The 26,436-nt window shown below is 65.5% G+C and carries 27 protein-coding genes; 13 read left to right on the top strand and 14 right to left on the bottom strand.

The features are described 5' to 3' along the window. The 5 genes from IRT45_RS37100 to IRT45_RS21825 form a co-directional block, all read left to right on the top strand. Positions 1-891 (top strand): cell wall metabolism sensor histidine kinase WalK (locus tag IRT45_RS37100; protein ID WP_228534738.1); only part of this gene is annotated, 891 nt, incomplete at its 5' end. Further along, a complete protein-coding gene (lpqB, locus tag IRT45_RS21840; protein ID WP_194807695.1) occupies positions 888-2,693 on the top strand; it encodes an MtrAB system accessory lipoprotein LpqB in 1,806 nt (601 codons plus the stop codon). The genes IRT45_RS37100 and lpqB, both read left to right, overlap by 4 nt. Before the next feature lie 44 nt (positions 2,694-2,737). After that, a complete protein-coding gene (locus IRT45_RS21835) occupies positions 2,738-3,382 on the top strand; it encodes a ComF family protein (protein ID WP_194807694.1) in 645 nt (214 codons plus the stop codon). Positions 3,383-3,663: 281 nt separating this feature from the next. Next, positions 3,664-4,377 carry a ribosome hibernation-promoting factor, HPF/YfiA family gene (gene hpf / locus IRT45_RS21830; RefSeq protein ID WP_309241090.1) on the top strand — a complete coding sequence of 238 codons (714 nt, stop codon included), beginning with the start codon at positions 3,664-3,666 and terminating at the stop codon, positions 4,375-4,377. Between the two features lie 115 nt (positions 4,378-4,492). Then, on the top strand, positions 4,493-5,785 hold the full coding sequence (locus IRT45_RS21825) for an acetyl-CoA C-acyltransferase (RefSeq protein WP_194807692.1): 1,293 nt from the start codon (positions 4,493-4,495) through the stop codon (positions 5,783-5,785). A 9-nt stretch (positions 5,786-5,794) separates the two neighbouring features. On the opposite strand, the gene bluB is transcribed toward IRT45_RS21825, so the two are convergent. From bluB to IRT45_RS21795, 6 genes are all read right to left on the bottom strand, one after another. After that, positions 5,795-6,424: a 5,6-dimethylbenzimidazole synthase gene (bluB, locus tag IRT45_RS21820; protein WP_194807691.1), complete on the bottom strand. Its 630-nt coding sequence runs from the start codon at positions 6,422-6,424 to the stop codon at positions 5,795-5,797. 89 nt (positions 6,425-6,513) lie between these two features. Then, positions 6,514-7,770, bottom strand: a complete 1,257-nt coding sequence (locus tag IRT45_RS21815; RefSeq protein WP_194807690.1) for a fatty acid desaturase — start codon at positions 7,768-7,770, stop codon at positions 6,514-6,516. 96 nt (positions 7,771-7,866) lie between these two features. After that, a complete protein-coding gene (locus tag IRT45_RS21810; protein WP_194807689.1) occupies positions 7,867-9,267 on the bottom strand; it encodes a fatty acid desaturase in 1,401 nt (466 codons plus the stop codon). Between the two features lie 221 nt (positions 9,268-9,488). Further along, positions 9,489-10,658, bottom strand: coding sequence for a ferredoxin reductase (locus IRT45_RS21805; protein ID WP_194807703.1), 1,170 nt, complete (start codon positions 10,656-10,658; stop codon positions 9,489-9,491). Positions 10,659-10,742: 84 nt separating this feature from the next. Beyond that, complete coding sequence (locus IRT45_RS21800) at positions 10,743-11,351, bottom strand: DUF6912 family protein (RefSeq protein WP_375540134.1); 609 nt, start codon at positions 11,349-11,351, stop codon at positions 10,743-10,745. Continuing rightward, a complete protein-coding gene (locus IRT45_RS21795) occupies positions 11,338-12,759 on the bottom strand; it encodes a wax ester/triacylglycerol synthase family O-acyltransferase (protein ID WP_194807688.1) in 1,422 nt (473 codons plus the stop codon). The genes IRT45_RS21800 and IRT45_RS21795 overlap by 14 nt, the downstream gene beginning before the upstream one ends. Here IRT45_RS21795 and IRT45_RS37095 point away from each other — a divergent pair. The 6 genes from IRT45_RS37095 (at position 12,689) to IRT45_RS21765 (ending at position 19,784) form a co-directional block, all read left to right on the top strand. Then, positions 12,689-13,483, top strand: coding sequence for an Rv3235 family protein (locus tag IRT45_RS37095; RefSeq protein WP_309241089.1), 795 nt, complete (start codon positions 12,689-12,691; stop codon positions 13,481-13,483). The two genes, IRT45_RS21795 and IRT45_RS37095, sit on opposite strands and share 71 nt — an antisense overlap. A 252-nt stretch (positions 13,484-13,735) precedes the next feature. Further along, entirely contained in the window at positions 13,736-16,573 is a 2,838-nt protein-coding gene (gene secA, locus IRT45_RS21785; protein WP_194807686.1) for a preprotein translocase subunit SecA, read from the top strand. Positions 16,574-16,736: 163 nt separating this feature from the next. Continuing rightward, positions 16,737-17,309, top strand: coding sequence for a DUF3558 domain-containing protein (locus tag IRT45_RS21780; RefSeq protein ID WP_194807685.1), 573 nt, complete (start codon positions 16,737-16,739; stop codon positions 17,307-17,309). 33 nt (positions 17,310-17,342) lie between these two features. Then, entirely contained in the window at positions 17,343-17,834 is a 492-nt protein-coding gene (locus IRT45_RS21775) for a hypothetical protein (protein WP_194807684.1), read from the top strand. A gap of 6 nt (positions 17,835-17,840) precedes the next feature. Further along, positions 17,841-19,013: a WXG100 family type VII secretion target gene (locus IRT45_RS21770; protein WP_194807683.1), complete on the top strand. Its 1,173-nt coding sequence runs from the start codon at positions 17,841-17,843 to the stop codon at positions 19,011-19,013. Positions 19,014-19,031: 18 nt separating this feature from the next. After that, positions 19,032-19,784, top strand: a complete 753-nt coding sequence (locus IRT45_RS21765) for an ESX secretion-associated protein EspG (RefSeq protein ID WP_194807682.1) — start codon at positions 19,032-19,034, stop codon at positions 19,782-19,784. Positions 19,785-19,801: 17 nt separating this feature from the next. Here the strand turns inward: IRT45_RS21765 and IRT45_RS21760 are convergent, their stop codons facing one another. Continuing rightward, positions 19,802-20,266, bottom strand: coding sequence for a DUF4254 domain-containing protein (locus IRT45_RS21760; protein ID WP_194807681.1), 465 nt, complete (start codon positions 20,264-20,266; stop codon positions 19,802-19,804). A 429-nt stretch (positions 20,267-20,695) separates the two neighbouring features. On the opposite strand from IRT45_RS21760, the gene IRT45_RS21755 reads away from it, so the two are divergent. Further along, a complete protein-coding gene (locus tag IRT45_RS21755; RefSeq protein ID WP_194807680.1) occupies positions 20,696-21,562 on the top strand; it encodes a DUF5753 domain-containing protein in 867 nt (288 codons plus the stop codon). 41 nt (positions 21,563-21,603) lie between these two features. Further along, a complete protein-coding gene (locus IRT45_RS21750; protein WP_194807679.1) occupies positions 21,604-21,939 on the top strand; it encodes a DUF397 domain-containing protein in 336 nt (111 codons plus the stop codon). A 5-nt stretch (positions 21,940-21,944) separates the two neighbouring features. Here IRT45_RS21750 and IRT45_RS21745 read toward each other — a convergent pair whose 3' ends face one another. From IRT45_RS21745 to IRT45_RS21715, 7 genes are all read right to left on the bottom strand, one after another. Then, a complete protein-coding gene (locus tag IRT45_RS21745; protein ID WP_194807678.1) occupies positions 21,945-22,847 on the bottom strand; it encodes an RDD family protein in 903 nt (300 codons plus the stop codon). Between the two features lie 130 nt (positions 22,848-22,977). Continuing rightward, positions 22,978-23,616: a hypothetical protein gene (locus tag IRT45_RS21740; RefSeq protein ID WP_194807677.1), complete on the bottom strand. Its 639-nt coding sequence runs from the start codon at positions 23,614-23,616 to the stop codon at positions 22,978-22,980. Next, positions 23,609-24,859, bottom strand: coding sequence for a hypothetical protein (locus tag IRT45_RS21735; protein ID WP_194807676.1), 1,251 nt, complete (start codon positions 24,857-24,859; stop codon positions 23,609-23,611). Before IRT45_RS21735 ends, IRT45_RS21740 begins: the two co-directional genes overlap by 8 nt. Then, positions 24,856-25,185: a hypothetical protein gene (locus IRT45_RS21730; RefSeq protein ID WP_194807675.1), complete on the bottom strand. Its 330-nt coding sequence runs from the start codon at positions 25,183-25,185 to the stop codon at positions 24,856-24,858. Before IRT45_RS21730 ends, IRT45_RS21735 begins: the two co-directional genes overlap by 4 nt. Positions 25,186-25,362: 177 nt before the next feature. Further along, positions 25,363-25,785, bottom strand: a complete 423-nt coding sequence (locus tag IRT45_RS21725) for a type II toxin-antitoxin system VapC family toxin (RefSeq protein ID WP_194807674.1) — start codon at positions 25,783-25,785, stop codon at positions 25,363-25,365. Beyond that, positions 25,782-26,024: a type II toxin-antitoxin system Phd/YefM family antitoxin gene (locus IRT45_RS21720; protein WP_194807673.1), complete on the bottom strand. Its 243-nt coding sequence runs from the start codon at positions 26,022-26,024 to the stop codon at positions 25,782-25,784. Before IRT45_RS21720 ends, IRT45_RS21725 begins: the two co-directional genes overlap by 4 nt. A gap of 97 nt (positions 26,025-26,121) precedes the next feature. Next, the gene (locus tag IRT45_RS21715) at positions 26,122-26,394 is read right to left on the bottom strand and encodes a helix-turn-helix domain-containing protein (protein WP_194807672.1); all 273 of its coding nucleotides are present in this window, start codon (positions 26,392-26,394) and stop codon (positions 26,122-26,124) included. Positions 26,395-26,436: the final 42 nt, after the last annotated feature.

Raw genomic sequence — 26,436 nt, 5'->3', positions numbered from 1 at the left:
GAGGGCCTGCTCAACGACCTGCTCGAGATCAGCCGCCACGACGCGGGCGTGGCCGAATTGCAGATCGAATCGCTGGACGTGCGGATGTGCGCGCGGGCCGCGGTCTCCACGGTCCGGCATCTGGCCAAGGAATCCAGCTGCGAACTGGTGGTGGATCTGCCCGAGGAACCGCTGGTCGCGGAGGTCGATCCACGCCGCGTCGAACGTGTGCTGCGCAATCTGCTCGCCAACGCCATCGATCACAGCGAGGGCAAACCGGTCCTGATCCGGATGCGCGGAGACGTCGACGCCAACGCCGTCGCGATGGTGGTGCGCGATCAGGGCGTCGGACTGCGGCCCGGCGAGGAGAAGCTGGTCTTCAATCGCTTCTGGCGGTCCGATCCCTCGCGGATGCGGCGTTCCGGCGGTACCGGCCTGGGTCTGTCGATCAGCGTGGAGGATGCGAATCTGCACGACGGACGGCTCGAGGCCTGGGGTGAACCCGGCATGGGCGCGAGCTTCCGCCTGACCCTGCCGCTGGTGCGCGGACGCAAACTCGGCGCGAGCCCCCTGTCACTGGAACCGCCCAAGCGGCGGCTGGCCGACCTGCCCGGCGGTTCGGTGGACGCGGCGGACGACCCGGTGGATCCGGCCGCGGACGCCGATCCGGCGAATCCGGCCGCGAGCCCGACACCGGCCGACGGGCCCGACGGCCCCGCGAGCGTTCCCGGTACCGTCGAAGCGAACGTCGATGCCGAACCGTCGGCCCGGACGACGCCGGTGGACGAGGACGTGTCGGAATCGCCGGACAGTGAACCGGCGGCCGAGCGGACATCGCCGAAACCGGCGGGGGAGAGCGCGGGCGGTTCGGACGACACCGCACCCGCCGACAAAGAGGACATCAATCCATGAACCGCACCCGCCTGGCAACGCTGCTCGTCGCGCTGTTCAGCTGCGTGCTGGTTCTCGCAGGCTGCGCGAATCTGCCGGATTCCTCTGCTCCACAGGCGCTGGGCACGCTCAATCACGAACCGACCTCGACCGGCCCGCATCCGCCGATCGTCGGGCGCGACCCGGATCTGCTGCTGCACGACTTCCTGGAGGCGACCGCCGACCCGACCGACCATCATCGGACGGCTCGGCAGTACCTCACCCCCGCGGCCGCCCAGAGCTGGGATGACACGGCCAGCACGGTCATCGTCGACAAGCCGGATACGCTGCGCGAATCGCGGTCGGACAATACGGCGACCTATCAGATCCGCGCCCGCAAGGTCGGGCAGCTGGAGGCCGACGGCGCCTACAGTCCGGTCGACAATCTGCTCGAGAGCAAGATCGAGATGACGAAGGTCGGCGGCGAGTGGCGGATCGACGACCTGCCCGCGGGCGTCGCCATCGACAGCAACGCCTTCTACAAATCCTATCGGCGCTACACGGTGAACTTCGCCAACACCGAGGGAACCGCGATGGTGCCGGACCTGCGGTGGGTCTCGGCCCGGAAGGAGCAGCTGACCAAGGTCCTGCTGTCGCTGCTCTCGCAGGGGCCGCAGCAGGCCCTCGCGCCGGCCGTGCGCAACGTGCTGGCCGATCCGGTGACCGTGCGGGGTATCAGCAAGGCCAATGGCGACGCGGAGGGTGTGGGTGTGGGCCTCGGCGGCGTCCGGGTCGACCTCACCGGCACGGGGGCAATGGATCCGCACAGCAGGGAACTGCTCGCCGCCCAGGTGGTGCTGACCCTGTCGAGCGCCGACATCCTGGGCCCGTACTTCTTGTTCGGCGACGGTAAGCCGCTTGACGAACGGCATGCGGAATCCGGCTGGTCGGTCGCCGACGTCGGCAACTACAACGTGATCAACCGCGCGCACAACAAGATCGGCCTGCACGTGGTGCGCGACGGTGCGCTGATGAAGGTGACCGACACCTCCGTCGTGCAGGTACCCGGATATTTCGGGGCAGCGCGCAATCTGCAGTCGGTCGGCCTGTCCGAGGACGGCAAACTCGTCGCGGCGGTGGCCGACAGCGGCCAGCCCGCGCCGGCGCCGGCGCAGACGTTGATCATCGGCAGCTACGACGGCACGGCGTTCCCGGTGGCCCAGGGCAACAGCTTCACGCGGCCGTCGTGGGCCTTCGACGGTGGGTCGGCGTGGGTGGTCGTGGACGGCAACCGCGTCATCCGGGCCGTGCACGACCAGGCCAACGGCAATGTGTCGGTACAGGATGTCGACTCCTCCGACTTGTTCGCGGTGGCGCCGGCCAGCTCCTCCGGATCGGTTCCGCCGCGGCTGCCCATCACCGAACTGCGGATCTCGCGTACCGGCTCGCGGGCGGCGATGATCATCGGCGGCAAGGTCTATGTCGCGGTGGTGGTACCCAGGGGGGACGGGAAGTACGCGCTCACCTCGCCGCAGCCGGTGGCCGTGAGTCTCAGCACGCCCGCGGTCTCGGCCGACTGGCTCGGCGCCGACACCCTGATCGTGGCCCGCGAGGGCAGCGTCGATCCGGTGCAGTCGGTCGTCATCGACGGATCGCAGCCGAATCCGTTCACCAGCCGGAACCTGACCACCCCGGTGCGGGTTGTCAGCGCCTCCCCGGACGAGCAGTACGTCGCCGATTCACGCGCGGTCATGCAACTGCAATCCGTGGAGCCCAATACGGAACGGTTCTGGCGAGAGGTCCAGGGCCTGGGCACCAACGCCATTCCGGTGTTGCCGGGCTAGTCGCCACCGCGCTGGATGTCGGTGCCCTCGGCCAGACTGGGCCGATGCGGACACTGCTGGATTTGGTCCTGCCGCAGTACTGCGGGGGATGTGGATCGGCCGGAACCGGATGGTGCGCGGAATGTGCCGCGACGTTGAGCGCGGCCCCGATGCGGGTGTGGCCGCGCACCGATCCGGGGGTGCCGTGCTGGGCGCTGAGTGGATATGCGGGTCCCGCGCGGCGGGCGGTGGTGGCGGCCAAGGAGTCGGGTCGCCGGGATCTGGTCGCACCACTGGGCCAGGCCCTGGCTCGCGGTATCGGTCTGCTGCGTGCTCCCGGCCGCCCGCTGATTCTGGTTCCGGCGCCGAGCCGCCGGGTCGCGGCACGGCGTCGTGGCGGTGACCCGGTCCTTCGGACAGCGCGCGTCGCGACCGGTTGGCTGACCGATTGCCATCTCGCACCGGTGCTGTGGGCGCGTGGTGAGGTGCGTGACTCGGTCGGATTGAGCGCGCGGGCACGCCGGGACAACCTGGCGGGCCGGATCGCCGGCCGGGTCGGTGCGACGTCGGTCCTGCTTACCCTGGCGGCCGCCGACATCGTGCTGGTAGACGATGTCCTCACCACGGGGGCGACTGCGGCGGAATCGGTGCGTGTACTGGCTGGTGCGGGGGTGAACGTGCGTGCCGTGATGGTGACGTGCGCCGCCTGAGTCGGAGAAATTTGCGTGAACAGTGGCGGACCGATCGTCGGCGTAATAGCGTTGCTGACAGAGCGATCTGACACCCGAACCCAGAGTTTGGAGGTGGCGACTCGGACGACTTCGTACCGAGCTTCCGGCATGAGTGGCGGGCCACGGGTGGCAGTCTGCAAGCCCTTTCCGAATCCCGCGCAACCCTCTCCGACCGGCTCGGTGCGGTTGCTAACCCGCCGCACATGAATCGATTGTGCGGCCAGATCCGGGAGGTACGCGTGACGACTTCACGACCTTCAGTGAAAGAAGCAGATCCCTCGACCGGTACGGGCACCCAGCTGGGTTCCGGTGAACTGAACGGAGCCGAACAGACTATTTCGGATGTGCCCCGGACGCCCGACGCGGACGTCGTGGTCAAGGGACGTAACGTCGAGGTACCCGATCATTTCCGCATTCACGTCGCGGACCGACTCTCCCGCCTGGAACGTTTCGACCCGTCGATCTACCTTTTCGATGTCGAGCTGTTCCATGAACGAAACCGCCGCCAGCGCAAGAACTGTCAGCGTGTCGAGATCACCGTGCGCGGTAAGGGCCCGGTGGTCCGGGCCGAAGCCTGTGCCGACAGCTTCTACGGCGCACTGGAGTCCGCGGTGGTCAAACTCGAGGCCCGATTGCGGCGCAGCAAGGACCGCCGCCGGGTGCACTACGGAGAGAAGACGCCGGTATCGGTCGCCGAGGCGACAGCCGCCCTGGTGGAAGACACCCTGCCCGCCGGCCCCGACGGATCCGAGGCCGCCGACCGCACCGACACCGAATCGGGCGAGTACGCCGGACCGGGGCATATCGTGCGCACCAAGGTCCATTCCGCGACTCCGATGTCGGTGGACGACGCCCTGTATCAGATGGAGCTCGTCGGCCACGACTTCTTCCTCTTCCACGACCGCGAGACCGATCGTCCGTCGGTGGTGTACCGCCGCCATGCCTTCGACTACGGGTTGATCAGGCTGGCATAGCGAGTGTCGGAAGCCGGACGGCCGGGGCCGAAACGCCCCGGCCGTTCGCCGTTCACCGGACCGGTGATTACCGTGACACCTTGTATCGGGATCTTGCTCGCCCTACGGTAAGGGCATGGCCACCAAGCGTTCTCGTCGCGCCGTCATCGTCGCCGGTGCTCGCACCCCGTTCCTGCGCGCCTTCACCGACTACACCCGAATGGACACCATCGATCTGGGTGTCCTGGCGGTCGGCGGTCTGCTCGAGCGGACCGGGTTGCCCAAGGATCAGGTGCAGGCGATGGTGTGGGGCGGGGTGATCCTGCCGAGTGCGGCGCCCAACGTCGCGCGGGAGATCGCGCTGGATCTGGGCCTCGACCACGGTTGCGAGGGCTATACCGTGACCCGCGCCTGCGCCTCCGGACTTCAGGCCGTGACCGCGGCGGCGGCCGCCATCGAGCGCGGCGAATACGACATCATGGTCGCCGGTGGCAGCGATTCGACCAGTAACGCCGAGGTGAAGCTGCCGCAGAAGATGGTGCACGCGGCCGCGCCGCTCGCCCTGGGCAAGCCGAAGCCGAAGGATTACCTGTCCGCGGTGGCGCAGCTGGCGCCGTTCACGGATCTGCTGCCACGCCGCCCGAAGATCGCCGAACGCACCACCGGCGAGGTGATGGGGGAGTCGGCGGAGAAGATGGCCCGCATCCACGGCATCACCCGGGAAGAACAGGACGTCTTCGCCGCCCGCTCGCACCATCGCGCGGCGGCGGCGATCGAGTCCGGCCGGTTCGACCGGGAGGTCCTCCCGGTCGCCACCGCGGACGGGAAGACGGTCACCCGGGACGGGCTCGTGCGCGCGAACACCAGTGTGGAGAAGCTGGCGACCCTCGCCCCGGTTTTCCGGCGCGACGGCACGGTGACGGCGGGCAACGCCAGCCCGCTCACCGACGGAGCGGCCGCGGTGCTGCTGATGAGCGAGGAGAAGGCGCGTGCCCTCGGTGTCGAACCGCTGGCCGCCTTCCGATCCTGGAGTTTCGTCAGCGTCGACCCGTCCGATCAGGTGCTGATCGGCCCGGCCATCTCCATGCCGCGGGCGCTCGACAAGGCCGGGCTCCCGTTGTCGGACGTGGATTTCGTCGATATCCACGAGGCCTTCGCCGCTCAGACCCTGTCGGTGGTGTCGGCCCTCGGCAGCGACGCGTGGGCGAAATCGCGGCTGGACCGCGACAGTGCCGTCGGCGAGATCGATCCGGACATTCTCAACGTGCACGGCGGTTCGGTCTCACTGGGCCATCCGTTCGGCGCCACCGGTGCCCGCATGGTGACGACCATGGCCAACCAGCTGGCACTCACCGGGAAGAACACCGCGCTGCTGGGCATCTGCGCCGCGGGAGGGCACGGCGCGTCCGCCGTCCTCGAACGGGTGTAGTGCGGGGCGCTAGTACCGCTCCCAGTGGATCGCGTCGCCGAGTGGCCGCCGGTCGCGCCAGCCGAACCGTTCCAGATCCGGTGTCTGCTGGAATTCGTGCACGGGGCCGACACACAGCCACGCGACGGGACGAATGCCGGGGGGCAGCTCGATCAAGTCGGTGAGGAAAGGGGCGTCGTAGAAGCTCACCCAGCCGACGCCCACGCCTTCGGAGGTGGCGGCCAGCCACAGGTTCTGGATCGCGAGAACAGTGGAGTACAAACCGGTTTCGGGGATCGTCGCGCGACCGAGGATCTGCGGTCCGCCGCGACTGTCGTCGTGGGTGACGACGATCCCGGTCCCGCTCTCGGTGATGCCCTCGATCTTGATCGGTTCGAAGGTGCGGGCCCGTTCCGCGGGCAGCGAATCACGGAATTCGAGGCGTTTGCCGGCGACATGTGCGGCGAACCGCGTCAACGTCGCCGGGTCCCGCACGACGACGAAATCCCATGGCTGCGAATTGCCGACGCTGGGTGCGCGGTGGGCCGCGTCGAGGATTCGAAGCAGGGTCGCATCGTCGACGAGATCTCCGGTGAATTCGGCACGCACATCGCGGCGCCGCCGGATCACGTCGTAGATGCTGGATTCTTGCGGTGACACCGGTTCAGTCAATCAGGCCGGACACCGGCGGACGAAAGGGGCTCCGCGGAGATCGTCTCCGCGGAGCCCCTTGGGGTTCGATGAGCGCCTCAGGCGGCCGAGCCGACCGGCTGACGACGTTCCGCCACCCGCCGCTTACCCTCCTTCAGCGCGGTGCGCAGCCCGCGCCGGCGCCCGGTCACCGGGTCGACCGTGCCGATGCCGCCGAACGCGCGCTCGGATTTGGTTTCGGGGGCGTCGTCGGTGCCGCGCCGCAGATACTTGTTGGGCACCGACAGCTTGATGATGGTGCGCCACGACTTCGCGTACTGCACCGGCAGCGAGCCGCTGGTGTAGGGCAGATCGTATTTGTCGCACAATTCCCGTACCCGCACGGCGATGGCCCGCAGCCGGTTGCTCGGCAGGTCCGGGAACAGGTGATGCTCGATCTGATGGGAGAGGTTGCCAGTCATGAAATGCATGACCGCGCCGCCGGTGATGTTGGCGCTGCCCAGCATCTGACGCAGGTACCACTCGCCCTGCGTTTCGTTGTCCACATCGCCCTTGGTGAACTTCTCCGCGCCGTCGGGGAAGTGGCCGCAGAAGATCACCGCGTTGGTCCACACATTGCGGACGATATTCGCGGTGATATTGGCCGTCAGCGTGGACAGGAAGGCCGGTCCGGTCAGCAGCGGGAAGATCACGTAATCCTTGGCCGCCTGCTTGCCGACCTTCTTCAGCACGAGCTTGCGGTCCTGCTCGAATTGCCGGCGTTCCGGCGAATCGGGCGCCCACTTCTTCTTCGCGACCTTGCCCAGCTCCAAATGCTGGATCGCCACGCCGTATTCGAAGAACATCTGCAGCAGCAGGTTGTAGACCGGCTGTCCGAGATAGAACGGTGACCACCGCTGATCGCGCGTCACGCGCAGCAGGCCGTAGCCGATGTCGTCATCCATACCCAGCACGTTGGTGTACTTGTGGTGCAGGTAGTTGTGCGTGATCTTCCAGTGTTCGGACGGGCCGGCGTTGTCCCACTCCCAGTTGGAGGAGTGGATCTCCGGATCGTTCATCCAGTCCCACTGGCCGTGCATGACGTTGTGGCCGATCTCCATGTTCTCGATGATCTTGGCGGCCGACAACATCGCGGTGCCGGCCAGCCAGGCCGGCGGTAGGAAACTGGCGAACAGGGTGGCGCGGCCCCCGATTTCCAGGGCGCGCTGCAAACGGATCACGTTACGGATGTAGCGGGCGTCGTGTTCGCCTCGGGAGGCCTCGATTTCGCGGCGGATCGCATCCAGCTCCGCGCCGATCGCTTCCACATCCTCGGGAGTGAGGTGGGCGTATTCCTTGACATCCGAGATCGCCATGGTGGTTACACTACCGTAGGTTACGGTCCCGTAGGTTGCCTCCGGAACGGATTACAACTGTGGCGTATGCCGCATTGTGATCGTGCCCGATATGCCTTAGGTTAGTCGCCTTCGTTGTTGCCGCAACCGGACGCGAACGGTCGCTCGTCCCCGCAGTCCGCGGCGCTGAAGTAGTTGCTTCTCGGCCCGCGCCTTTTCCTGCAGCGCGAGCTTCGCTTCGCGCAGCGCCGCCTTTTCCTGCCGGGCCTTCTCGCGCAGCGCGGCCTTCGCGTCGACCAGCGCCGACCGCAATCCCTGTCGTCGGCCGGTGAGCGGGTCGACACCGAACAACGGCTCTTCCGCACCGGCCGTCAGCGGCCGGGTCAGCAGCGAGAATTTGCGTTCCGACGACGTCTCGGGGGCGTCGTCGGCGGTACGGCGCAGGAATCGGTCGGGTAGCGCCAGTTTGTGAATCGTGCGGAACGCCAGCGCATATTGTCTGCCCAGCGATCCCGTGGTGTACGGCAGGTCGTATTTGTCGCAGAGTTGACGTACCTGCTCGGCGATCTCCGGATACCGATTACTCGGAATGTCCGGAAAGAGATGATGTTCGATCTGGTAGCACAGGTTGCCACTCATGAACGCCGTCGCCGGGCCGGCCCGGAAGTTGGCACTGCCGAGCATCTGCCGCAGATACCATTCCGCCCGGGTCTCGTTCGCGAACTGTTCCTGGGTGAATTTTTCGGCGCCATCCGGGAAATGCCCGCAGAAGATCACCGCGTACGCCCACAGATTGCGGATCAGATTGGCCGTCGCGTTGGCCTTCAGTGTGGCCTTCCAACCGGGGCCGCTCAGCAGCGGGAAGACTACGAAGTCCTTGGCGACCTGGCGGCCGGCCTTGCGCAGGAACTGCCGGTTGGGTTCGGACAGCAGATCGCTGCGCGGAACTCCGCTCTGCAGTTTCTCGATCTTCAGATCGTGCAGGGCGATGCCCCACTCGAACAGGGCCGCCAGGATCAGATTCGCCACCGGCTGCGCGAGATTGATCGGCTTCCACTCTTCGTCGCGGGTCATGCGCAGGATGCCGAAGCCCACGTCGTCGTCCATGCCGACGATGTTCGTGTAGGTGTGGTGCGAGAAGTTGTGCGCCCGTTTCCATTGCCCGGAGGTCGCGGTCATATCCCACTCCCAGCTGGTGGAGTGGATCTCCGGGTCGTTCATCCAGTCCCATTGCCCGTGGCTGATGTTGTGCCCGAGCTCCATGTTCTCGATGATCTTGGCGACCGACAACATCGCGGTGCCGGCGACCCACGCCCATTTGTTGCGGCCGGCGAACAGGACCGCCCGGCCGGCGGCCTCGAGCGTGCGCTGGGCGCGGATGGTGCGCCGGATGTAGGCGGCGTCGCGCTCACCCAGCGATTGCTCGACCGTGCGGCGGATGGTGTCGAGTTCCTGCCCCAGTGTGTCGATATCGGCAGCCGTCAGATGCGAATACGCCTTGATGTCGGTGATGGCCACGGTCCTGCAATGCCTCCGCTTCGCTCCGGCGGTTTCGAAATGAATGCCTCTGCATCGCGTCGGCGGGCCGGTATCGGATTGCCTCCGCTGCGCTTCGGTAAATCGCCTCCGCTGCGCTTCGGTGGGAGGTCTTCGGTCTTGTCCTCTTCAGGGTATCGGTTACCGGTGGTGATCGCTCGCGCCGCCGCGGGGCGAGCGGGTGAACACCACCGGAACGCGACTCACACGTCCAGGGTGCAGTTTCCGGCCGCGGCCGAGATGCAGGTCTGCACCTTCTCCCCGGCCTGATGTTCGGCGCCGTTGCGCAGATCGCGCACATGCCCGTCGGTCAGAGTGACCACGCAGGTCTGGCAGATACCCATCCGGCAGCCGAACGGCATCTGCACGCCCGCCGCCTCACCGGCCTCGAGCAGGCTGGTGGCGCCGTCGACCTCGGTACTGCGATCGGTGCGGGCGAAGGTGACGGTGCCGCCCTCGCCGACCGCCGACCGTTCCACCTCGAACCGCTCGACATGCAGTTTGTCGCTGATACCCGCGGCGGCCCAATGCTTTTCGACATCGTTGAGCAGCCCGGCCGGACCGCAGGCCCAGGTCTCGCGCTCGCGCCAGCCCGGGAACCGCGCATCGAGATCGGCCAGATCGAATTTGCCCTGCTCACCCGTGAGGTGGATATGGGCGGTGAACCCGGGATGCTTGTCGTGCAGCGCCCGCAGTTCCGCGCCGAACATGACGTCCTCGGCGGTCCGGGCGGAATGGATGTGCACGATGTCGTCCATCGCGTCGCCGTCGGTGCGGTCGGCGGCGCGGCGATCCATGGTCCGCAGCATGGCCATCACCGGGGTGATGCCGCTGCCCGCGGTGATGAACAACACCTTCGCCGGAGGCGGCTCCGGCAGCACGAACCCGCCCTGCGGCGCGGCCAGGCGGACGACCGTGCCCTGCGGCACGCCGTTGACCAGGTGGCTGGACAGGAAGCCCTCCGGCATCGCCTTCACCGCGATCGAGATCACTCGTTCGGCGCGGTTGTCCGGGGCGGTCCAGTCCGGCGGGCAGGTCAGCGAATACGACCGCCAGTGCCAGCGTCCGTCGACCAGGACACCGATGCCGATGTACTGGCCGGGGGTGAAGGTGAAGTCGAAACCCCAGCCCGGTTTGATCACCAGGGTCACCGAATCGGCGGTCTCCTTGCGGACCTCGACGATCCGTCCGCGCAGTTCCCGCGCCGACCACAACGGATTCACCAGATGCAGATAGTCATCGGGCAGCAGCGGGGTGGTGATGCGGGCCGCCGCGCCGCGCAGCGCGTCCAGCCGCGTCCGCCCGGCCATCTTCGCGTCGGCGACCGGGGCCTCGAGCCATGCCCGCAGGCCTTGTACCGATTTCGACACCATCGTGCGAATGCTCATTTCCTGTGATCACGCGCCTGCGGCGCACCCTTCGAGCCAAGGTTACGGCATCGTAGGTTAGCGGGCGGATCAGAGGAGGTCGAGCAGGAACGGCAACTCCTGTGCCGCGTACCAAGCCAGCTGGTGATCCTCCGCGTCGCCCAGTACGAATTCCGCGTCCGGATCGCCCAGATCGGCCGCATCGACGACGTCGACGGCCTTCGCGACCTGCGGTTCGGCCTCGGCCAGATCGACGTGCACCGAGGCGATGCGCTGGTAGGTGATCGGCCCGGACAGCCGGACCACCGCATCGTCGAGGTCCGGGCGCAGGGTCGTACCCGTCACATCGGCCGCGATCACGGCACGGCGGTAGACCGGGGCCGAATACGACGATCCGCCGTCCTCGGCGGCAGCGTCGGGATCGGCGCCGGTGGGCTCGGCGTCGCCGTCGTCGGCGTGCAGCAGCGCGGATTCGCGTTCCTCGGCCAGCAGTCGCAGCGAGGCGCGCGCCGCCTCGCCCATCGCCACCTCGGCCAGTTCCTCGTCGTCGCCGGAGGCGTAGGCCTCGCGCAGCGCGGGAGTGACCGCGAAGGCGGTGTCGTTCACCGCGCGAATTTCGCGCTGCGCCACCAATTCCCGGAGCATGGCGATGGTGGCCGGGACATAGACGCGTAGCTTGCCCTGATCAGACGCAGGCACCGAGCATCTCCTCCATGGATTCGCGCACCGCCGCCGCCAGTACGGCGATATCGGCCATCGCCTCGCGGTCGGCATTGAGACCGTAGAACACACGTCCGTCGTAGGACGTGATTCCGATGCTCGACGCCTGATTGCGCAGCAACGGCGATACCGGATACATCTCCAGCATCCGTGCGCCGCCGATGTACATCGGCCGCTGCGGACCCGGGGCGTTGGTGATCACCAGATTGAATGTGTGTTCTGCGAACGTACTCGCCGCCCGCACACTCATCGCGTGCAGGCTGGCCGGGGCGAAGCCGGCCATGTGAACCAGGGTGCGCGCTCGCACCGCGCGTCCGTGCCGGGAATTCTCGGCCGTGGCGTGCGAGATGTGCGACAGCCGCATCACCGGATTCTGCTCTCCCACCGGCAGATCGATCAGGAACGAGGAGACTTCGCTGGCCGGGCGCAACGTGTCGTCGGGCGGCCCGTCGACGTAGACCGACATCGGCACCACCGCTCGCAGCACCGCCGATTCGACCAGGACCTCACCCCGCGACTGCAGGAAGATGCGCAAGGCGCCGGTCACGACGGCGAGAATGGCGTCGTTGATCGAGCAGTCGAAGTGTCTTCGTATCCGGCGATAGTCCTCGAGGTCGGTCCGTGCGATATCGAATCGGCGGCACCGCGAGATCGAGGTGTTGAAGGGACTGTCCGGTGCCGTCCGCCCGGCCGCGCGCACCCGGCTGACCGCGGCGTCGACGGCCTTGCCCGCGGCGGCGACCACCGCGGACGCGTTGGCGCCGGCGTCGCGCACGACTTCCCACGCCGCCGCGGGCTGGGTCGCCATTTCGGCCAGCGACATGCCCAGCAGTTCCGCCTCGCCGGGTTCGCGGTGAGCCACCCAGGTATCGGGTGCGACCACCCGTGGCGAGGGCCCCGAGTCGAGGATGACGTGCCCGATCTCGAGCGCGGTATCGCCGTCCACCAGCGCCGAATGGGTTTTGGTGAAGATCGCGCAGCGGCCGTCGGACAGGCCTTCGATCAGGTACATCTCCCACAGGGGACGGCTCGGATCGAGTGGCCGTGAGGACAGCCGCCCGACCAGTTCGTAGAGCTGTTCGTCGGAGCCCGGAGCCGGCAGCGCCGAGCGCCGCACGTGATAGGTGAGGTCGAAGCGACTGTCCTCGACCCAGACCGGACGACCGAGCTTGAACGGCACCTCGCGCACCTTGCGGCGGTAGCGCGGCACCATCGACAATCGGCTGTCGACCAGGTCCAGCAGGGTCTGATAGTCCACGCACGCGGAGCCGTCGCCGGGGTCCTCCGGGGCGACGCGCACGATCGCGAGAGAGCCGATGTGCATGGGATTGCTGCTCGACTCGAGCCGGAAGAACGACGCGTCCTGCGGCGTCAGTCTCGTGATCACGCTGTCCGATGCTCCTCTCCGTTGCCGCTCTCCATTGTGGGGTGACACAAACCTTCCGCGAGGGACTGTGTGGGACTTGTCGCGTCGGTGCCGGAATTCCGTCGTCGAGGATGCCGGGCATGGCATGCTGGTTCGATCCGTGCCCAAGCATGCCGACCAGGGGGAGTGTCGAATGCTCGAGTCTTCTGCAAGCCCGGTATACACCCGCCGCGCCCGCCGCGCGCCGATATTCGAACCACCGTTGGATCCGAAAGTCTCCGGTGATCGAACGCCGCTCGATCGGGGGACGGGCGACCACGGTGTGCCGCGACTGCGGGCGCCGCGCCGGTCCGCCCACGACGGGCGCTCGCCGAATTCCGGAGCCGGTGCGTCGGCACCGCGCGGAACGTGTACTTCCGATGAAAGCGGCTCTGCCGCAGCACTTTTCGCGGAGCGTTCGCTACGACTGGTGCTCGAGGTCGTCGACGGCCGGCGTCCGCTCGGGCAGCTGCGTTCGGTGGTCGAGCCGACCGTGCTGGCCGCCGTCGAAACGCTCGCCCGCACCGCCGCCGCGGAGCGCCGCCTCGGGACGGCCGTACTCGTCACGGTGAGACTCGCCGAGGTCACCGGGCAGACGGCGGAGGTGTGCGGCGGGTACGAGCGGGGCGAGCGCCGGTTCGCCGTCGCCGCGCGGTTGGTGCTGCGGCGCGGACACTGGCGGGTGAGTGCGCTGCGCATGCGGTGATCGCCGGGCCGTGTCGTGCCGAAGTGTGATCGATCACTGCCGGCCCCCGATGGGGCACCGCTGTCCGTGGATGTGCTGGCGCGGCGGCGCCTACGATGGAGGCCGCATTACCATGGACGATGCCGCTTATCCGCGCGCCGGGAATTTCGCCCATACGATGTGGCGGGGGCTTCGGTATGCCGCGAGTAGTGCGGTGTGCCGAAGATGTAGCACTGCAAGACGACAACATCGACCAGAGGACTGACGAGACCCGTGCCTGCGCTGACACTGACGAGGTTGCTACGTTTTGGTGAGGGTCGCACCGTCAAGCGGCTCGCGCATCTGGCCGACGAAGTTCTCAGTCTGGACGACGAGTACGCCGATCTCACCGACGCGGAACTGCGCGCGAAGACCGACGAATTCAAACAGCGCTATGCCGACGGCGAATCCCTGGACGAGTTGCTGCTCGAGGCTTTCGCCGCCGCCCGTGAGGCTTCCTGGCGCGTGCTGAATCAGAAGCATTACAAGGTGCAGGTGATGGGTGGCGCGGCCCTGCACATCGGCAATGTCGCCGAGATGAAAACCGGTGAAGGTAAGACCCTCACCTCGGTGCTGCCCGCGTATCTCAACGCGATCAGCGGCGACGGTGTCCACATCGTCACCACCAACGACTACCTGGCCCGCCGTGACTCCGAGTGGATGGGCCGCGTGCACCGTTTCCTCGGCCTGCAGGTCGGCGCGATCCTGTCCGGGATGAGCCCCGCCGAGCGGCGTGCGGCCTACAACGCCGACATCACCTACGGCACGAACAACGAATTCGGCTTCGATTATCTGCGCGACAACATGACCCATTCGCTGGACGATCTGGTCCAGCGCGGGCACCACTTCGCCGTGGTCGACGAGGTCGACTCGATTCTGATCGACGAGGCCCGGACGCCGCTGATCATTTCCGGCCCGGCCGACGCGTCGAGTAAGTGGTATGCCGAATTCGCCCGTATTGCACCGCTTCTGAAGAAGGATGTGCACTACGAGGTCGACATCAAGAAGCGCACCATCGGCGTGCACGAGGCCGGTGTGGAATTCGTCGAGGATCAGCTCGGTATCGACAATCTGTACGAGGCCGCCAACTCGCCGCTGGTCAGCTATCTGAACAACGCGATCAAGGCCAAGGAACTCTACGTTCGCGACAAGGATTACATCGTCCGCAACGGCGAGGTCATCATCGTCGACGAATTCACCGGCCGCATTCTGGTCGGCCGTCGCTACAACGAGGGCATGCACCAGGCCATCGAGGCCAAAGAGGGTGTGGAGATCCAGCCGGAAAACCAGACGCTGGCCACCATCACGCTGCAGAACTATTTCCGCCTGTACGGCAAATTGTCCGGTATGACCGGTACCGCCGAAACCGAGGCGGCCGAGCTCCACCAGACCTACGGCCTCGGTGTGGTGCCGATCCCCACCAACAAGCCGATGATCCGCATGGATCAGGCGGACCTGATCTACAAGACCGAGGAATCGAAATTCGCCGCGGTCGCCGACGATATCGCCGAGCGGCACGAGAAGAGCCAGCCGGTGCTGATCGGTACCACCTCGGTGGAGCGGTCGGAGTACCTGTCCAAGCTGCTCACCAAGCGCGGTATTCCGCACAACGTGCTGAACGCGAAGTTCCACGAGCAGGAAGCGCAGATCATCGCTGAGGCCGGCCGCCCGGGTGCGGTCACCGTGGCGACGAATATGGCCGGTCGTGGTACCGACATCGTGCTCGGCGGTAACCCCGACATCATCACCGATACGCTGCTGCGCCGGCAGGGCCTGGATCCGGTCGAGACGCCGGACGACTACGAGGCCAACTGGCTGCCCGCGCTGGAGCAGGTCAAGCGGCAGGTCGAAGACGACGCCGATCTGGTGCGCGATGCCGGTGGCCTCTATGTGCTGGGCACCGAGCGGCACGAATCGCGGCGCATCGACAACCAGCTGCGCGGTCGTGCCGGCCGCCAGGGTGACCCGGGTGAATCCCGCTTCTACCTCTCGCTCGGCGACGAGTTGATGCGGCGCTTCAACGGCGCGGCCCTCGAGTCGATCATGACCCGGCTCAACCTGCCCGACGACGTGCCGATCGAGGCCAAGATGGTCTCCCGCGCGATCAAGAGCGCCCAGACCCAGGTCGAGCAGCAGAACTTCGAAATCCGCAAGAACGTTCTGAAGTACGACGAGGTGATGAACCAGCAGCGCACCGTCATCTACGCCGAGCGCCAGCGCATCCTGGCCGGCGAGGATATGGAGGGTCAGGTTCAGTCGATGATCACCGACGTGATCACCGCCTACGTCGACGGCGCCACCTCCGAGGGCTACGTCGAGGACTGGGATCTGGCCAAGCTGTGGACGGCGCTGAAGACGCTGTACTCGGTCGGCATCGAATACCAGGATCTGACCGGTGAAACCGAGGACGGCGAGATCGGCGAACTGAGCCGCGAGGAACTGCTCGAGGCCATTCTCGAAGACGCCCACGACGCCTATGCGCGGCGGGAGAAGGAGATCGACGATCTGGCCGGTCCCGGCAGCATGCGCAACCTCGAGCGTCAGGTCCTGCTGTCGGTCCTGGACCGCAAATGGCGCGAACACCTCTACGAGATGGACTACCTCAAGGAGGGCATCGGCCTGCGCGCGATGGCGCAGCGCGACCCGCTCGTCGAATACCAGCGCGAGGGTTTCGACATGTTCGCCGCCATGCTCGAGGGCTTGAAGGAGGAGTCGGTCGGCTTCCTGTTCAACCTCCAGGTGGAGGTCCAGCAGGCCCCCGAACAGCAGCCCGCGGTCGACCCCGGTCTGCGGTCCCCGGTCGGCGCGTCCCACCCCGCCCCCGCCGTCCCCCAGGGCAACGGCGCTGCCGAGAACGCCCCGGCGGCCTTGCGCGCCAAGGGAATCGACGAATCCGGCCCGCGCGGTCTCAGCTTCTCCGGCCCGGACGAGGGCGGCCACGCCGAAGTCCGCAGCGCCGCCCAGGAATACGGCGACACCCCCGCCACCGGCATGACCCGCCGGGAGCGCCGCGAGGCCGAGCGCGACCGCGCCAAGCAGGGCAAGCCGGCGAAGACCAAGCGCCGCCGGTAGTTTTCCACCGCAGCCCGAAGACGCATCGTGTGTGTCTTCGGGCTGCGGTGTCCATTGCGACCGGGATCTGTGCCCGGTACCGTCAGGCGCAGTCGACCTGGGGTGGAGGCCGGTCCCGCCCCGATTCGGGCAGACGTGGGACCGGTGAATCGAGAGGACGCACATGATCGGTCGGGGAGCTGTGGCGGTGGCGGCACTCGGTGGGGTGCTGGTGCTCGGGGGGTGTGGTTCCTCGAACGGGGGGAGTGCGGAACCTGCTGGGCAGAGTACGAATTCGGCCGAGCCGTCGTTGGCGGCGAATGCGCCGAGTGGGTATGACCCGTGCAGTGACATTCCGCAGAGCGTGCTGGATTCGGAACAGTTGGTTCACAAAGAAGTCCAAAACGACACGGCGTCCGGTGGTGTGCAGTGGCGCGGATGCACGTGGGTGCAAGCTGGAGGTGACGGCTATTCGGTCGCCATCCGCACAACGAACCTAACGGTTGAAGCCGTTCGTGGAAAGAATTTTCCCGAAGCGCAGGAGCTCACGATCGGTTCTCGTAGCGCGATTTCCACCAGGCAGTTCGATGGCCCGCACATCAAGGAAGCCTGCACTTTGAACGTGGAGATCAAGGGCGGCACGTTGGAGTTCAATGTCAACAATCCTGCGTCGCGTAGTACAGGCAACATGGATTCCTGTCAGATCGCGAAGACTCTGGGGGAAAAGGTTATTCCGACACTCCCGTCCAGCGTCTGAGTACTGGCAAGGATTGGGAGGGACGGACAGTATATGGGTGCAGATGACGCAAAGCCGCCTGCTCAGCGACCGCTGGCGGGCCTCATCGAGGAGGCAAAGGCTGGGCGGCTGAATGTGCGAATGGATTTGGAGAAGTTTGTCTACATCGATCGAGACTGCAACTTCTTCAAGGAGAACATCAGCGCTATTCAACAGCTCATGACGTTGGTTTCCAATCAGACGCATTGGGGTCTGGGGGAGGACCACGTGGCAGATGGGGAACGGGACCTCGTGTCCTCGAAGACGATGGTGAAGCGCTGGCGGGAGAAAGCGCAAGGATCGGCGAACAGTGTCTATTCGGTGCTCGATACGCATTTCCAAACCGTCAGTGACTTCCAAACCCTCTTCCGTACGATCCGCGAGCAGATGGCCGCACAGGACCAAGCCACGGCCGCGCGCTACCGAGAACTGGAAAAGACTCTGCCACAACAGAATCCGGCCCCGCAGCGACTGCTGGGTGCGTTCGGCCTGCACTTCGGGGAGTAGTGACAGATGACCACCCGGGAAAACGAACCGACGCAGATCGCCCACGCGGAGAATGTCTTCAATTGGGACCACTCGCAGATCGAAAAGGCGTTCTCCCATCTCGACCCTGCCGACGCGTACAAGATGGCGCAGAACTACGCCAAGGCGGCGACCGAGTGGGATCAGGGCCTCGAGACCTTCAAGCGGTCCGTGGGTAATTCGATTGCCGAAGCCTGGGAGGGCAGCGCCGCGGAGGCGGCGAAGAACTCGATCAAGCAATATACCGACCACGCCGCGGATCTGACCGATCTGCTGGCCGCGCTGAGTACCGATATCGACCAGGCCGGCACCACGATCGTCAATACGAAGAAGTCCATTCCGCCGGCTGCCGCACACTCGTGGACGGCGAATATCTGGCCGCCCCGCGCCGCCGAGGAGGAGCGCTCGCGGTCCAAGGTCACGTCGGATTCGCGCGATGCGATGCAGCAACACTATGTGGCCGGATTCGGCGGCTTCGATCGCAGTGTTCCGGTTCTGCCACCCGCGCCGAATCCGACGAATCCGGGCGACGGTCGGCCCGTCGACTGGCCCGGCGGACCCACTGGCCCGAACGGCCCCAACAATCCTGGCCCGAATGATGGCGGGCAGTGGGATCCGGGGTCGCAGACGCCGGGCAAGGACGGGAAAGACGACCAGAACGGCAAGGACCCGGCACAGGATTCCGGCTCCGGGACTCAGCCGACCTCGAACTCGCCCATCAGTTCGCCGACCTCTCCGAGCAGTGTGAATCCCGGGGCGGGTGTCAGCCCGGCCGGTCTGGATACGACCGGCCTGCAGACAACGCCCAGTGGTGTGTCGGCCGGCGGACTGCATCCCGGTGGTCCGGGAACGTCCGGTGGTGGTCTGGGTTCCACGTCCGGCGGGCCCGGTCGTAGCGTGGCCGGCGTGGGAGTTCCTGGTACAGCACAGAATTCGGCTACTGCGCTCGGCCGCGGGACTGCGTCTCCGGGCGCGCCAGGAATGCCCGGGATGGGCATGGGGGGCGCCGGCAAAGGCAAGGATGAACAGGAACGTACCCACAAGACGGCGGACTACCTCGTCAACGCGGAGAACGCCGCCGAACTCATCGGCGAGTTGCCGAAGGCGATCCCCGGCGGTGTCATCGGCGGTGATGTCCACGACGACGGTGCTCGCGGATAGCTCGAAAGTGACAACAGTATGACCGAATGGACCTGGGAGCCGGACGATTTCGCGGCGCTGTGGCTCGGTGACGCGAACGATCGAATCCCCGGACTGTTGCGTTTCACCAGTCGATTCGCGTTCCGGGACGAGTTCGAGGCGCATCGCTCGACGGTCCGGCAGCGGTACGGCGTCGACGAGTTCGAACGGATTCAGCTCGCCTTGCACACGCTGAACACGTCCGATATGCGCATCGAAATATTCGGCGGCACAACCAAATACAAGGGCAGCGACGGTACGCAGCGGGTATACCGGATCATCGGCGCCCGGAATCTCTATCACGCGGCAGTGCTCCACCAATTCACCCAGGGCGATGTCGACGGCCGGATCCGGTTGCGGCTGTGTCGCACCGACACGTTCACCGCGCAGCTGGCGGCGACGATCCCGCCGTGTGAGCCCGGCACCAAGGCGCCCATCACCGTCCACCCCGCCGACCTGCGCGATGGGCGAAACGGCCTGACCCGCAACACACCTCGCGAGCGCTACCTGACCATGATCAACGGCCCTGTGGGCGGCGGCGGTTCGGCGACCCTGCACGTCGGCGCATTCAATGCCGACGTGCAGCCGTCGAATGCGGTGCAGTGGTACGACATCCCGGACGGCCGCTATATCGAGACCCGCGGTGAGCACATCACGGTCCGCCCGGTCGACGCGGGCGACCTCGGCGTCCGCTTCAACTTCTGGATCGACTGCGCCCTGCAACGCCTGCGTGAGGACGAGCCGGCCTGGTAGGTCGGCCCGGTTCCGAATCACCGCGCACCGCCGACGAGGGGCATTGCGGGAGCAGTGAATTCGGGGATCCTGCGACGACCTTTGGCGATCTCGGTCACCAGATCGTCGTAGGCCAGCGCGATTTCGGCCAGGCGCTGCCACGCGCAATGCAGATCCCACGCGGTGGTATTCGCCGTCAAGGCCGTGTGTGCGGCGGTGCTGTAGAGGGCCAGGCGGTCGACAACCATCCCGACCGTCTCGGAGTGCATGCTGGCTCCGCCATGCGGCCGTGGGGTTTCGGCAGCGACCCACCGGTCGATCAATCGCGTCAAACGTGCTCGCTCGCAATCGACTTCGCGCGTTGACCAGCGCTCGGTACGTTGCTCTGAGCGGTGCAGCCACGCCAGCCGGCGCGCCGCTTCGAGCACTGGATGGCCGGTGGTTACGCCGCCGGAACATGCCTCGAGCACCACATCCCTGGACGGAAGTCCGTATTCGGTCACGTCACATCCGACTTACACCGGAGTGATTGGACTGCTGCGCTTTTCGAAGCCGCGACGGCCGCAACGCACAGCCCACCGCCTCCAAGGTGGTAAGTCCGAGCATCGGTGTCAACAACGCCAATTCCACTGTCGCCTCGGCGATTTGCAGGGCAGCGACAGCCTGCTGCGTAGTCAGAGTGCGCCCCGGCAGATAGGACACCGCCCACCACCCGTCGCCCACCGACCTCGCATGATGCACCGTCCGATCCCCGTGCATCGAGTGTCCCCCAACGATCTGCACCGCCATCGCAACCCACTTCCCACCCGAATGGACCCGAACTGAGGTATAACTGTGATGCTTAACGCAGCAAGAGTATGTCACTTAAGTTAAGTGTGCAACCACAGCTAAGTTAGTGGCACAGTGAAGTTCACGGTCTGAGGAAGGGTGCGATGTCACGGACATCTCCGGCGGTCGCCGGATGGGAGTTGATGCTGCGTATCCGTCAGCAAAGCAAGGCTCGTGGCATCGCCGGCAACAAGATTCAGAAGGCGTTGGGAGTGAGTGCCGCCTACTGGTCGCAGGTCACCCATTTTCGCGGAGTGTTGACCGAGGAGAAGCTGCACATTTTGCTCGACCTGCTCGAGTTCGAGCCGGACGAGCAACGTGAGCTGAGGGAACTACGTCAACTTGCCAAGCAAAGAGGGTGGTGGAACGAGTACTCCGCGCTGTTCGACGATGAGCAGATGCGGTTCTATGGTCTCGAAGACGGTGCGCAACGCATCCGCAGTGTCGACAGTTGTGTCATCCCAGGACTCCTCCAAACCGAGGACTATGTCCGGGCTCTGGTGTCATCGATTGTGTCGACCGGACGGCCGATCGAGGCCAAGCAGCGCGTCCGCGCAAGGTTGCAGCGCCAACGTCTCCTCGATGGCGACGAGCCGTTGGAGTTGGTGGTGATCGTCGGCCAAGCGGCCTTGATGCAACAGGTCGGTGGCCCTGATGTGCAGCGGCGGCAACTTCGGCATCTGATGGACCAAGTCGAGGCGCACCCCGAGAATCTGGATCTTCGCGTGATCCCCTTCGATGCGGACGGTTCGATCGCGAGCCTCAATGCCGCTACCTTCCATCTGTTGGACTTCGAAAGCCCCAGGTTGCCGATGATGGGTTGGTTGGAGACGGCGATTTACGGCGAGCTGACGGATGAACCGGACGATGTCGATGCGCTCGACTATGTGTTCAACCAGCTGTGGCGCGCCGTCCTGGACCGGGACGAATCCTTGAAGCTGATCGATTCACTCTCCAACCGTTCGGCCTGAACGCTCGAAACAAGCTTTGACGGGCTGGGTAGGGTTGCTGCATGAGCACCAACTGGTTCAAGTCGACGTTCAGCGGTGGTGAGAAGACCTGTGTGGAGGTCGCCCACACGAGTGCATCAGTGCTCCTCCGCGACAGCAAATACGTTGGCCCCGAACAGGATCAGCCGATCATCACGGTAGCTCGCGACCAGTGGCAGGCCCTCCTCGACCTGGTCCTCACGAACATCTCCGGCCATCTGGCCGACAACCTTATCCTTCAGGTCCAGGCCGACGGCAGCGCCCTACTCGCTCGAGACGGCATCGAATTGGCCTACAACGCCGACGAATGGGACGCTTTCGTCAAGGGCGTCGCCGACGGCCAATTCGATCGTCCCTGATCCGGCTATCGGATATCGCGCCACCGCACGGCGGTCATGAAGTAGTTGCCCAACCGGTCGGGTCCGGCGCCGTCGCCGAAAAGTGCCAGCGGCAGGTATGCGTGGAACCACCAGGTGGCCATCAGCCGCCGGAAGGTCGGGTACCGGCCGGTGTCGGGTTGGATAGCGACGAGCCCGAAGACGGCCTTACCGACAGTGGTGTGCACGACGGCCTGAAGCAGCACTCGGTCGACAAAGGACGGGCCCGCGAAGCAGCACAGCGCGATGAAGGGATTGAAGCCCATCTGCTGAAAATCCCCGGCGCGCAAGGCTTCCGGCGAGAAGCCGGGAGCTAGTGCGAGCGCGATGGCGGCACCTCCGGCGGCATGGACAACCACATCGAGCACGAATCCGCAGACGCGGCGCAATAGGCGCGGCGACGAAAATGCCGTGTCCTTCAAGCTCCCGCAACGGACGGTTTTTCCCTCCGCGTCCACGGCGGAATGGCTTGGCGTGGCTATCTTCTCCGCTGGCGCTTGAGTGCGGTACGCGTAGCAGATGTCGCCGCCACCTGGACTGGATACGACGCCGTAGCGGTGCGGGTCGCCGGCGAACCAGATCTCCGACGTCTGAGCGTTGACCACCTTGCCGACCTGCGTCGACCAGGTACTCAGCAGCAGAGTGGACAGCGTTTCCCCCTGCCCGCCCAGCAGTTGCACATACTCGTAGCGCCCGTTTTGTAGATATCGGATCCGGTACGAATACCAAGGAAACCGCTTCAGGCTTCGCACTTTGCGCCGCCGGATCCACAACATGGTCGCACCGAGTATCCCGCCGCAGAACAGTACCGCGGCCGCCAGCGTGACGACGGAAACGGTGGCACTGACGGCGGTGCCTCGGTGTGAGTCACCGAAATTCACGACGATCACCCAGACGGGAATGGCAGCAACCCCGAGGATCAGCGCAACCCAGGGCCAGGTCCCACCCTTCCGAAGAGCGGCTCGCGTAGCAGGATGGATGACCGCCGGTGGCAGAGACGTAGTAACGATGACGTATTCCTCACCAATTCAACGACGATGTCGCGTCCGAAAAGTCGGCGCGGAACGCGATCGAGCGCGCCATATCGAAGATCATCCGCCGAAATTCCGGCCCGTCGTCCAACCGGGCGGTCGACAACTCGATCGCCGCGATTGCCGTCCCTGATTCGGCAGGCACCACGGCTTCGAGCTGGTACGTCGAGGCTGTCTCGGTTACGTACGGAGAACCGGGAAATTGGGGAGCTGGAAGCGTGCTGATCCGCTCCGAGAACAGGACCGGCCGCGCGTCGATGTCTACGAACTCGATCTCACCCAGCTCGTCACCGGCGGCGATCCTGGACTTCACGAGGTCCTTCAATACCAGCCGAGGGTTGAGCTTCTCCCCGCCTGTCTCGTAGACGCATACGGTCACACACGAGGTGATCAGGGCGCCTGTGGACGTCAGATGGCGTCCGATGCCGCAGTAGCGCGCATCCCGCTGGACAAGACCTTTCAGCAAGATCGAGATCATCGGGAGAACTCCGGCGGTCATATTCCTGACCCGCGATTCCGGAAGCTCGCTCGCCAAGTCGCCGACCACGCCGAGGTGCCGATCGATGTCGGTCAGTGGCAGTTCGGCGAAGCCGTCGGGTATCCAGATGTCCACGGTGACGTCAGTCATGCGTCAGTTCCCACACGCCAGTTGTGATCTTGCCGCCACCGATGCCGGCTTTGGCCGCACGTGTGACGAGTTCGATACCGGACAGCGGGGTTCCGACCCCAGGCCCGTAGCCATTGCCTTTGCTCATGTCTTGCAACCAGTTCGTCATCCCTTCGGGCCGGGGGATCTTCTTCAATGCTTTAGACATGATGGTGGGCGATTGCGCTCCCTCGGCGAACGCTTTGAAAACAGCCCCCGACTCTCCGGCGCCCTTGAGGGCGGCCCCGGTCCCTTTGAGAACCCCTCCCGCGCCCGGAATGACAGCCAGCGAATCCAAACCCACGCTCGTGCCGATCTTGGTGAGATTGTCTTTGCTGAAGTCACCGTGCAGAACACCGCCGAAGGCGCTGCGGACCTCCGGATCCATGAAGTCCAATGCGAGCGCACCAGCGCCCGAAACCAAAGCTATCGCACCGAAGATCGCGTCTGCCGGCGGAGGGGTGACCAGCGCCAGCAAACCGGTGACGGCTGATATTCCGGACAAAATGTCATGGATCTGCTTTCGGTGGTCACTGATCCACTGACAGACCCCCTTCACCGCGTCGGTGATCTTGTCCCAGATGCTTTTGTCGGGTGGGCTGGGGGCGAAATCTTTTGCGGCTGCGTCGAGTTCGGCGGCGATGCGCTTGGCGAGATTGTTGTGTTCGGTCTCCAAGTCGTGGGCTCGCTTGATGATCGCGTCGAAAGCGCCCTGTGCGGTGTCGACGGCGGTGCTCGCCGAACGGACCTGTGCCGCAGCGGCGTCCAGACGTCGTTGCGCCTCGGCGAGTTGACCTTGGTCCGAGAACTGCATATTCGCCAGGCCGAAATCGGGATTCGACTGCGCCTGTTGAAGTGTGGTCTGGGCCTTGGCGCATTCGCCGCGCGCCGTCGCGGCCTCGCCCTCGAGACCCTTGGCCGTCTCCTGATAACCCACAAGGGCGGTATGCCACTCGTCGAGTAGCCCGACGGCGCGCTCGAGTGAGTTCTGGGCATAGCCGAGGTCTTGAGCCAGATTCGCGTCGAAGGACGAGCGGAAGGCATCGCCGCCGTCACCGAGCCACACGCTGTCGTTGCTGTTGCGCAACCGAGTCAGCAGGCCGTTCGTTTCCTTGACGGCGTCGGCCGCCGAATTGATCTGACCGCGCAATCCGGCCACATTGTCCGGCGCACCCGGGACGGGGTCGAAACCCAGGTTGGGGTAGGGCTTCGCGACCGCGCTCATGCCTCGACCGCCGGGTTCGGTTCCGCAACCGCGGTATTCGCCTGTGCGATCACCTGCGCAAACTGGCTGTCGACCTGTTGATAGACGTCGTGACATTGGGAGATGCCCTCCGCCGTGGTCCCGGCCGCCGCGCCGATGCGCTGGATTCCGAAATGCCAGCGGCGCTGGAAACTGTCAGCGGCGTCGTTGAGCTCCTTGGTGCCGATATCGCCGTGGCCGCCCTGAGCCATCGCCTTCATCGCATCGTTCAGCACTTGTTCCGAATTGCGCAGAAGCTGCGCTGCCCTGCCCAGCGCCTCGATATCAACCTGTAGAAAGCCGGCCACCCAACACACTCCCTCACCCGCCGACAACCCGCGAACGTGTCACCGGTCGTCGGGTCTCGACAGTCGTTCGAAAGTGTAGACGTCCCCGATGCGTGTTCGGTTCCATCGAAAGCTGCTGTTGGGACTCACCCGCCGGGTCGGTCCGATCACTCGAGCGGCGGCGGGTTCACATTCCCGTCAGAACGGTTGCCAGGGATCGATTGTCGGCACACCCATCGGCTCGAAGTCTCGCAGATTGCGTGTCACCAGTGTCATCCCGTGCTCACTTGCTGTCGCGCCTATCATCGCGTCACGCTCTGGCCGGGGATCCGGCACGTGCAGCCGTCCGGCGCGCCGTGCGCTCGTCAAGTCCAGTGCCAGAATGCGTCCCGCGAATACGTCGAGAACATCCTCCTCGAGCCACATTCGTAACTTTTTGCCCTGTGCGGCGTCACGCCTCTCGACCCTCGCGACAGCCAGCTCGAGCTCCATTACCGTCACGACGCTCAGATACAACTCCGACGGCCTGCGTCCTGCGATCCAAGCTCGAACGGCTGGGTCAACACTGCGTGCCGATTTCCGCAACTCGCTGACGACATTTGTATCGAGTAGGAATGTCACAGCGGTGGAAGGCGGAGCTGGATATCGAGTGTGGGCGGATCGAAGTCGATGTCGTCATCGTCCATACTCAACCGCTCGAGAATGTCCTGACTGTCCGCGCGGAGCCGTCGGTAGTCCTCGATCGAAAGCAACACGTACGCCTCCTCCCCGCGATCGGTGATCACGACCGGCCCCTCGGTGGCGGCGCGCTTGGCGGCGCTCACATCGCGATTGAACTCACGCGCGCTCATCGTGGCCATGTATGTCACCCCTAAGTAGGTACATACCTACAATAGCGAAGCTATCGCGCCGGCGCGATAGATGCTGCGCGGGGTCGAGGCTTGCTCGCTCGTGCCGTCAACTCGCCGTCCGGCCGAACATCTCGTCGACCAGGTCGGGCACCGTCGTGCCCAGCACCTCGCTCAACGCGATAAGCGTCGACAATCTCGGGTTTGCCGGAGCCTTCGTCTTGCGCACGCCCAACCCGTTTTCGAGTAGCTGGTAGTGGTTGCGGCTGATGCCCGCGGCGAGAGCGACTTCTTCCTGAGTGAGCCCCCGGGCCTCCCGCAAGGTGGCCAGGCGTTGTCCCAAGATCAGCGCGAGGTGCTTCTCGACGGCTGACTCGGACACCTTTAGGAGATTTCCGAGGCACTGCGCTCGCGTCGACCATCT

Source organism: Nocardia sp. BSTN01, assembly GCF_015354405.1.
Taxonomy (GTDB): Bacteria; Actinomycetota; Actinomycetes; order Mycobacteriales; family Mycobacteriaceae; genus Nocardia.
Note: the sequence above shows the minus strand (reverse complement) of the source record. Positions and strands in the feature narration are given on the sequence as shown.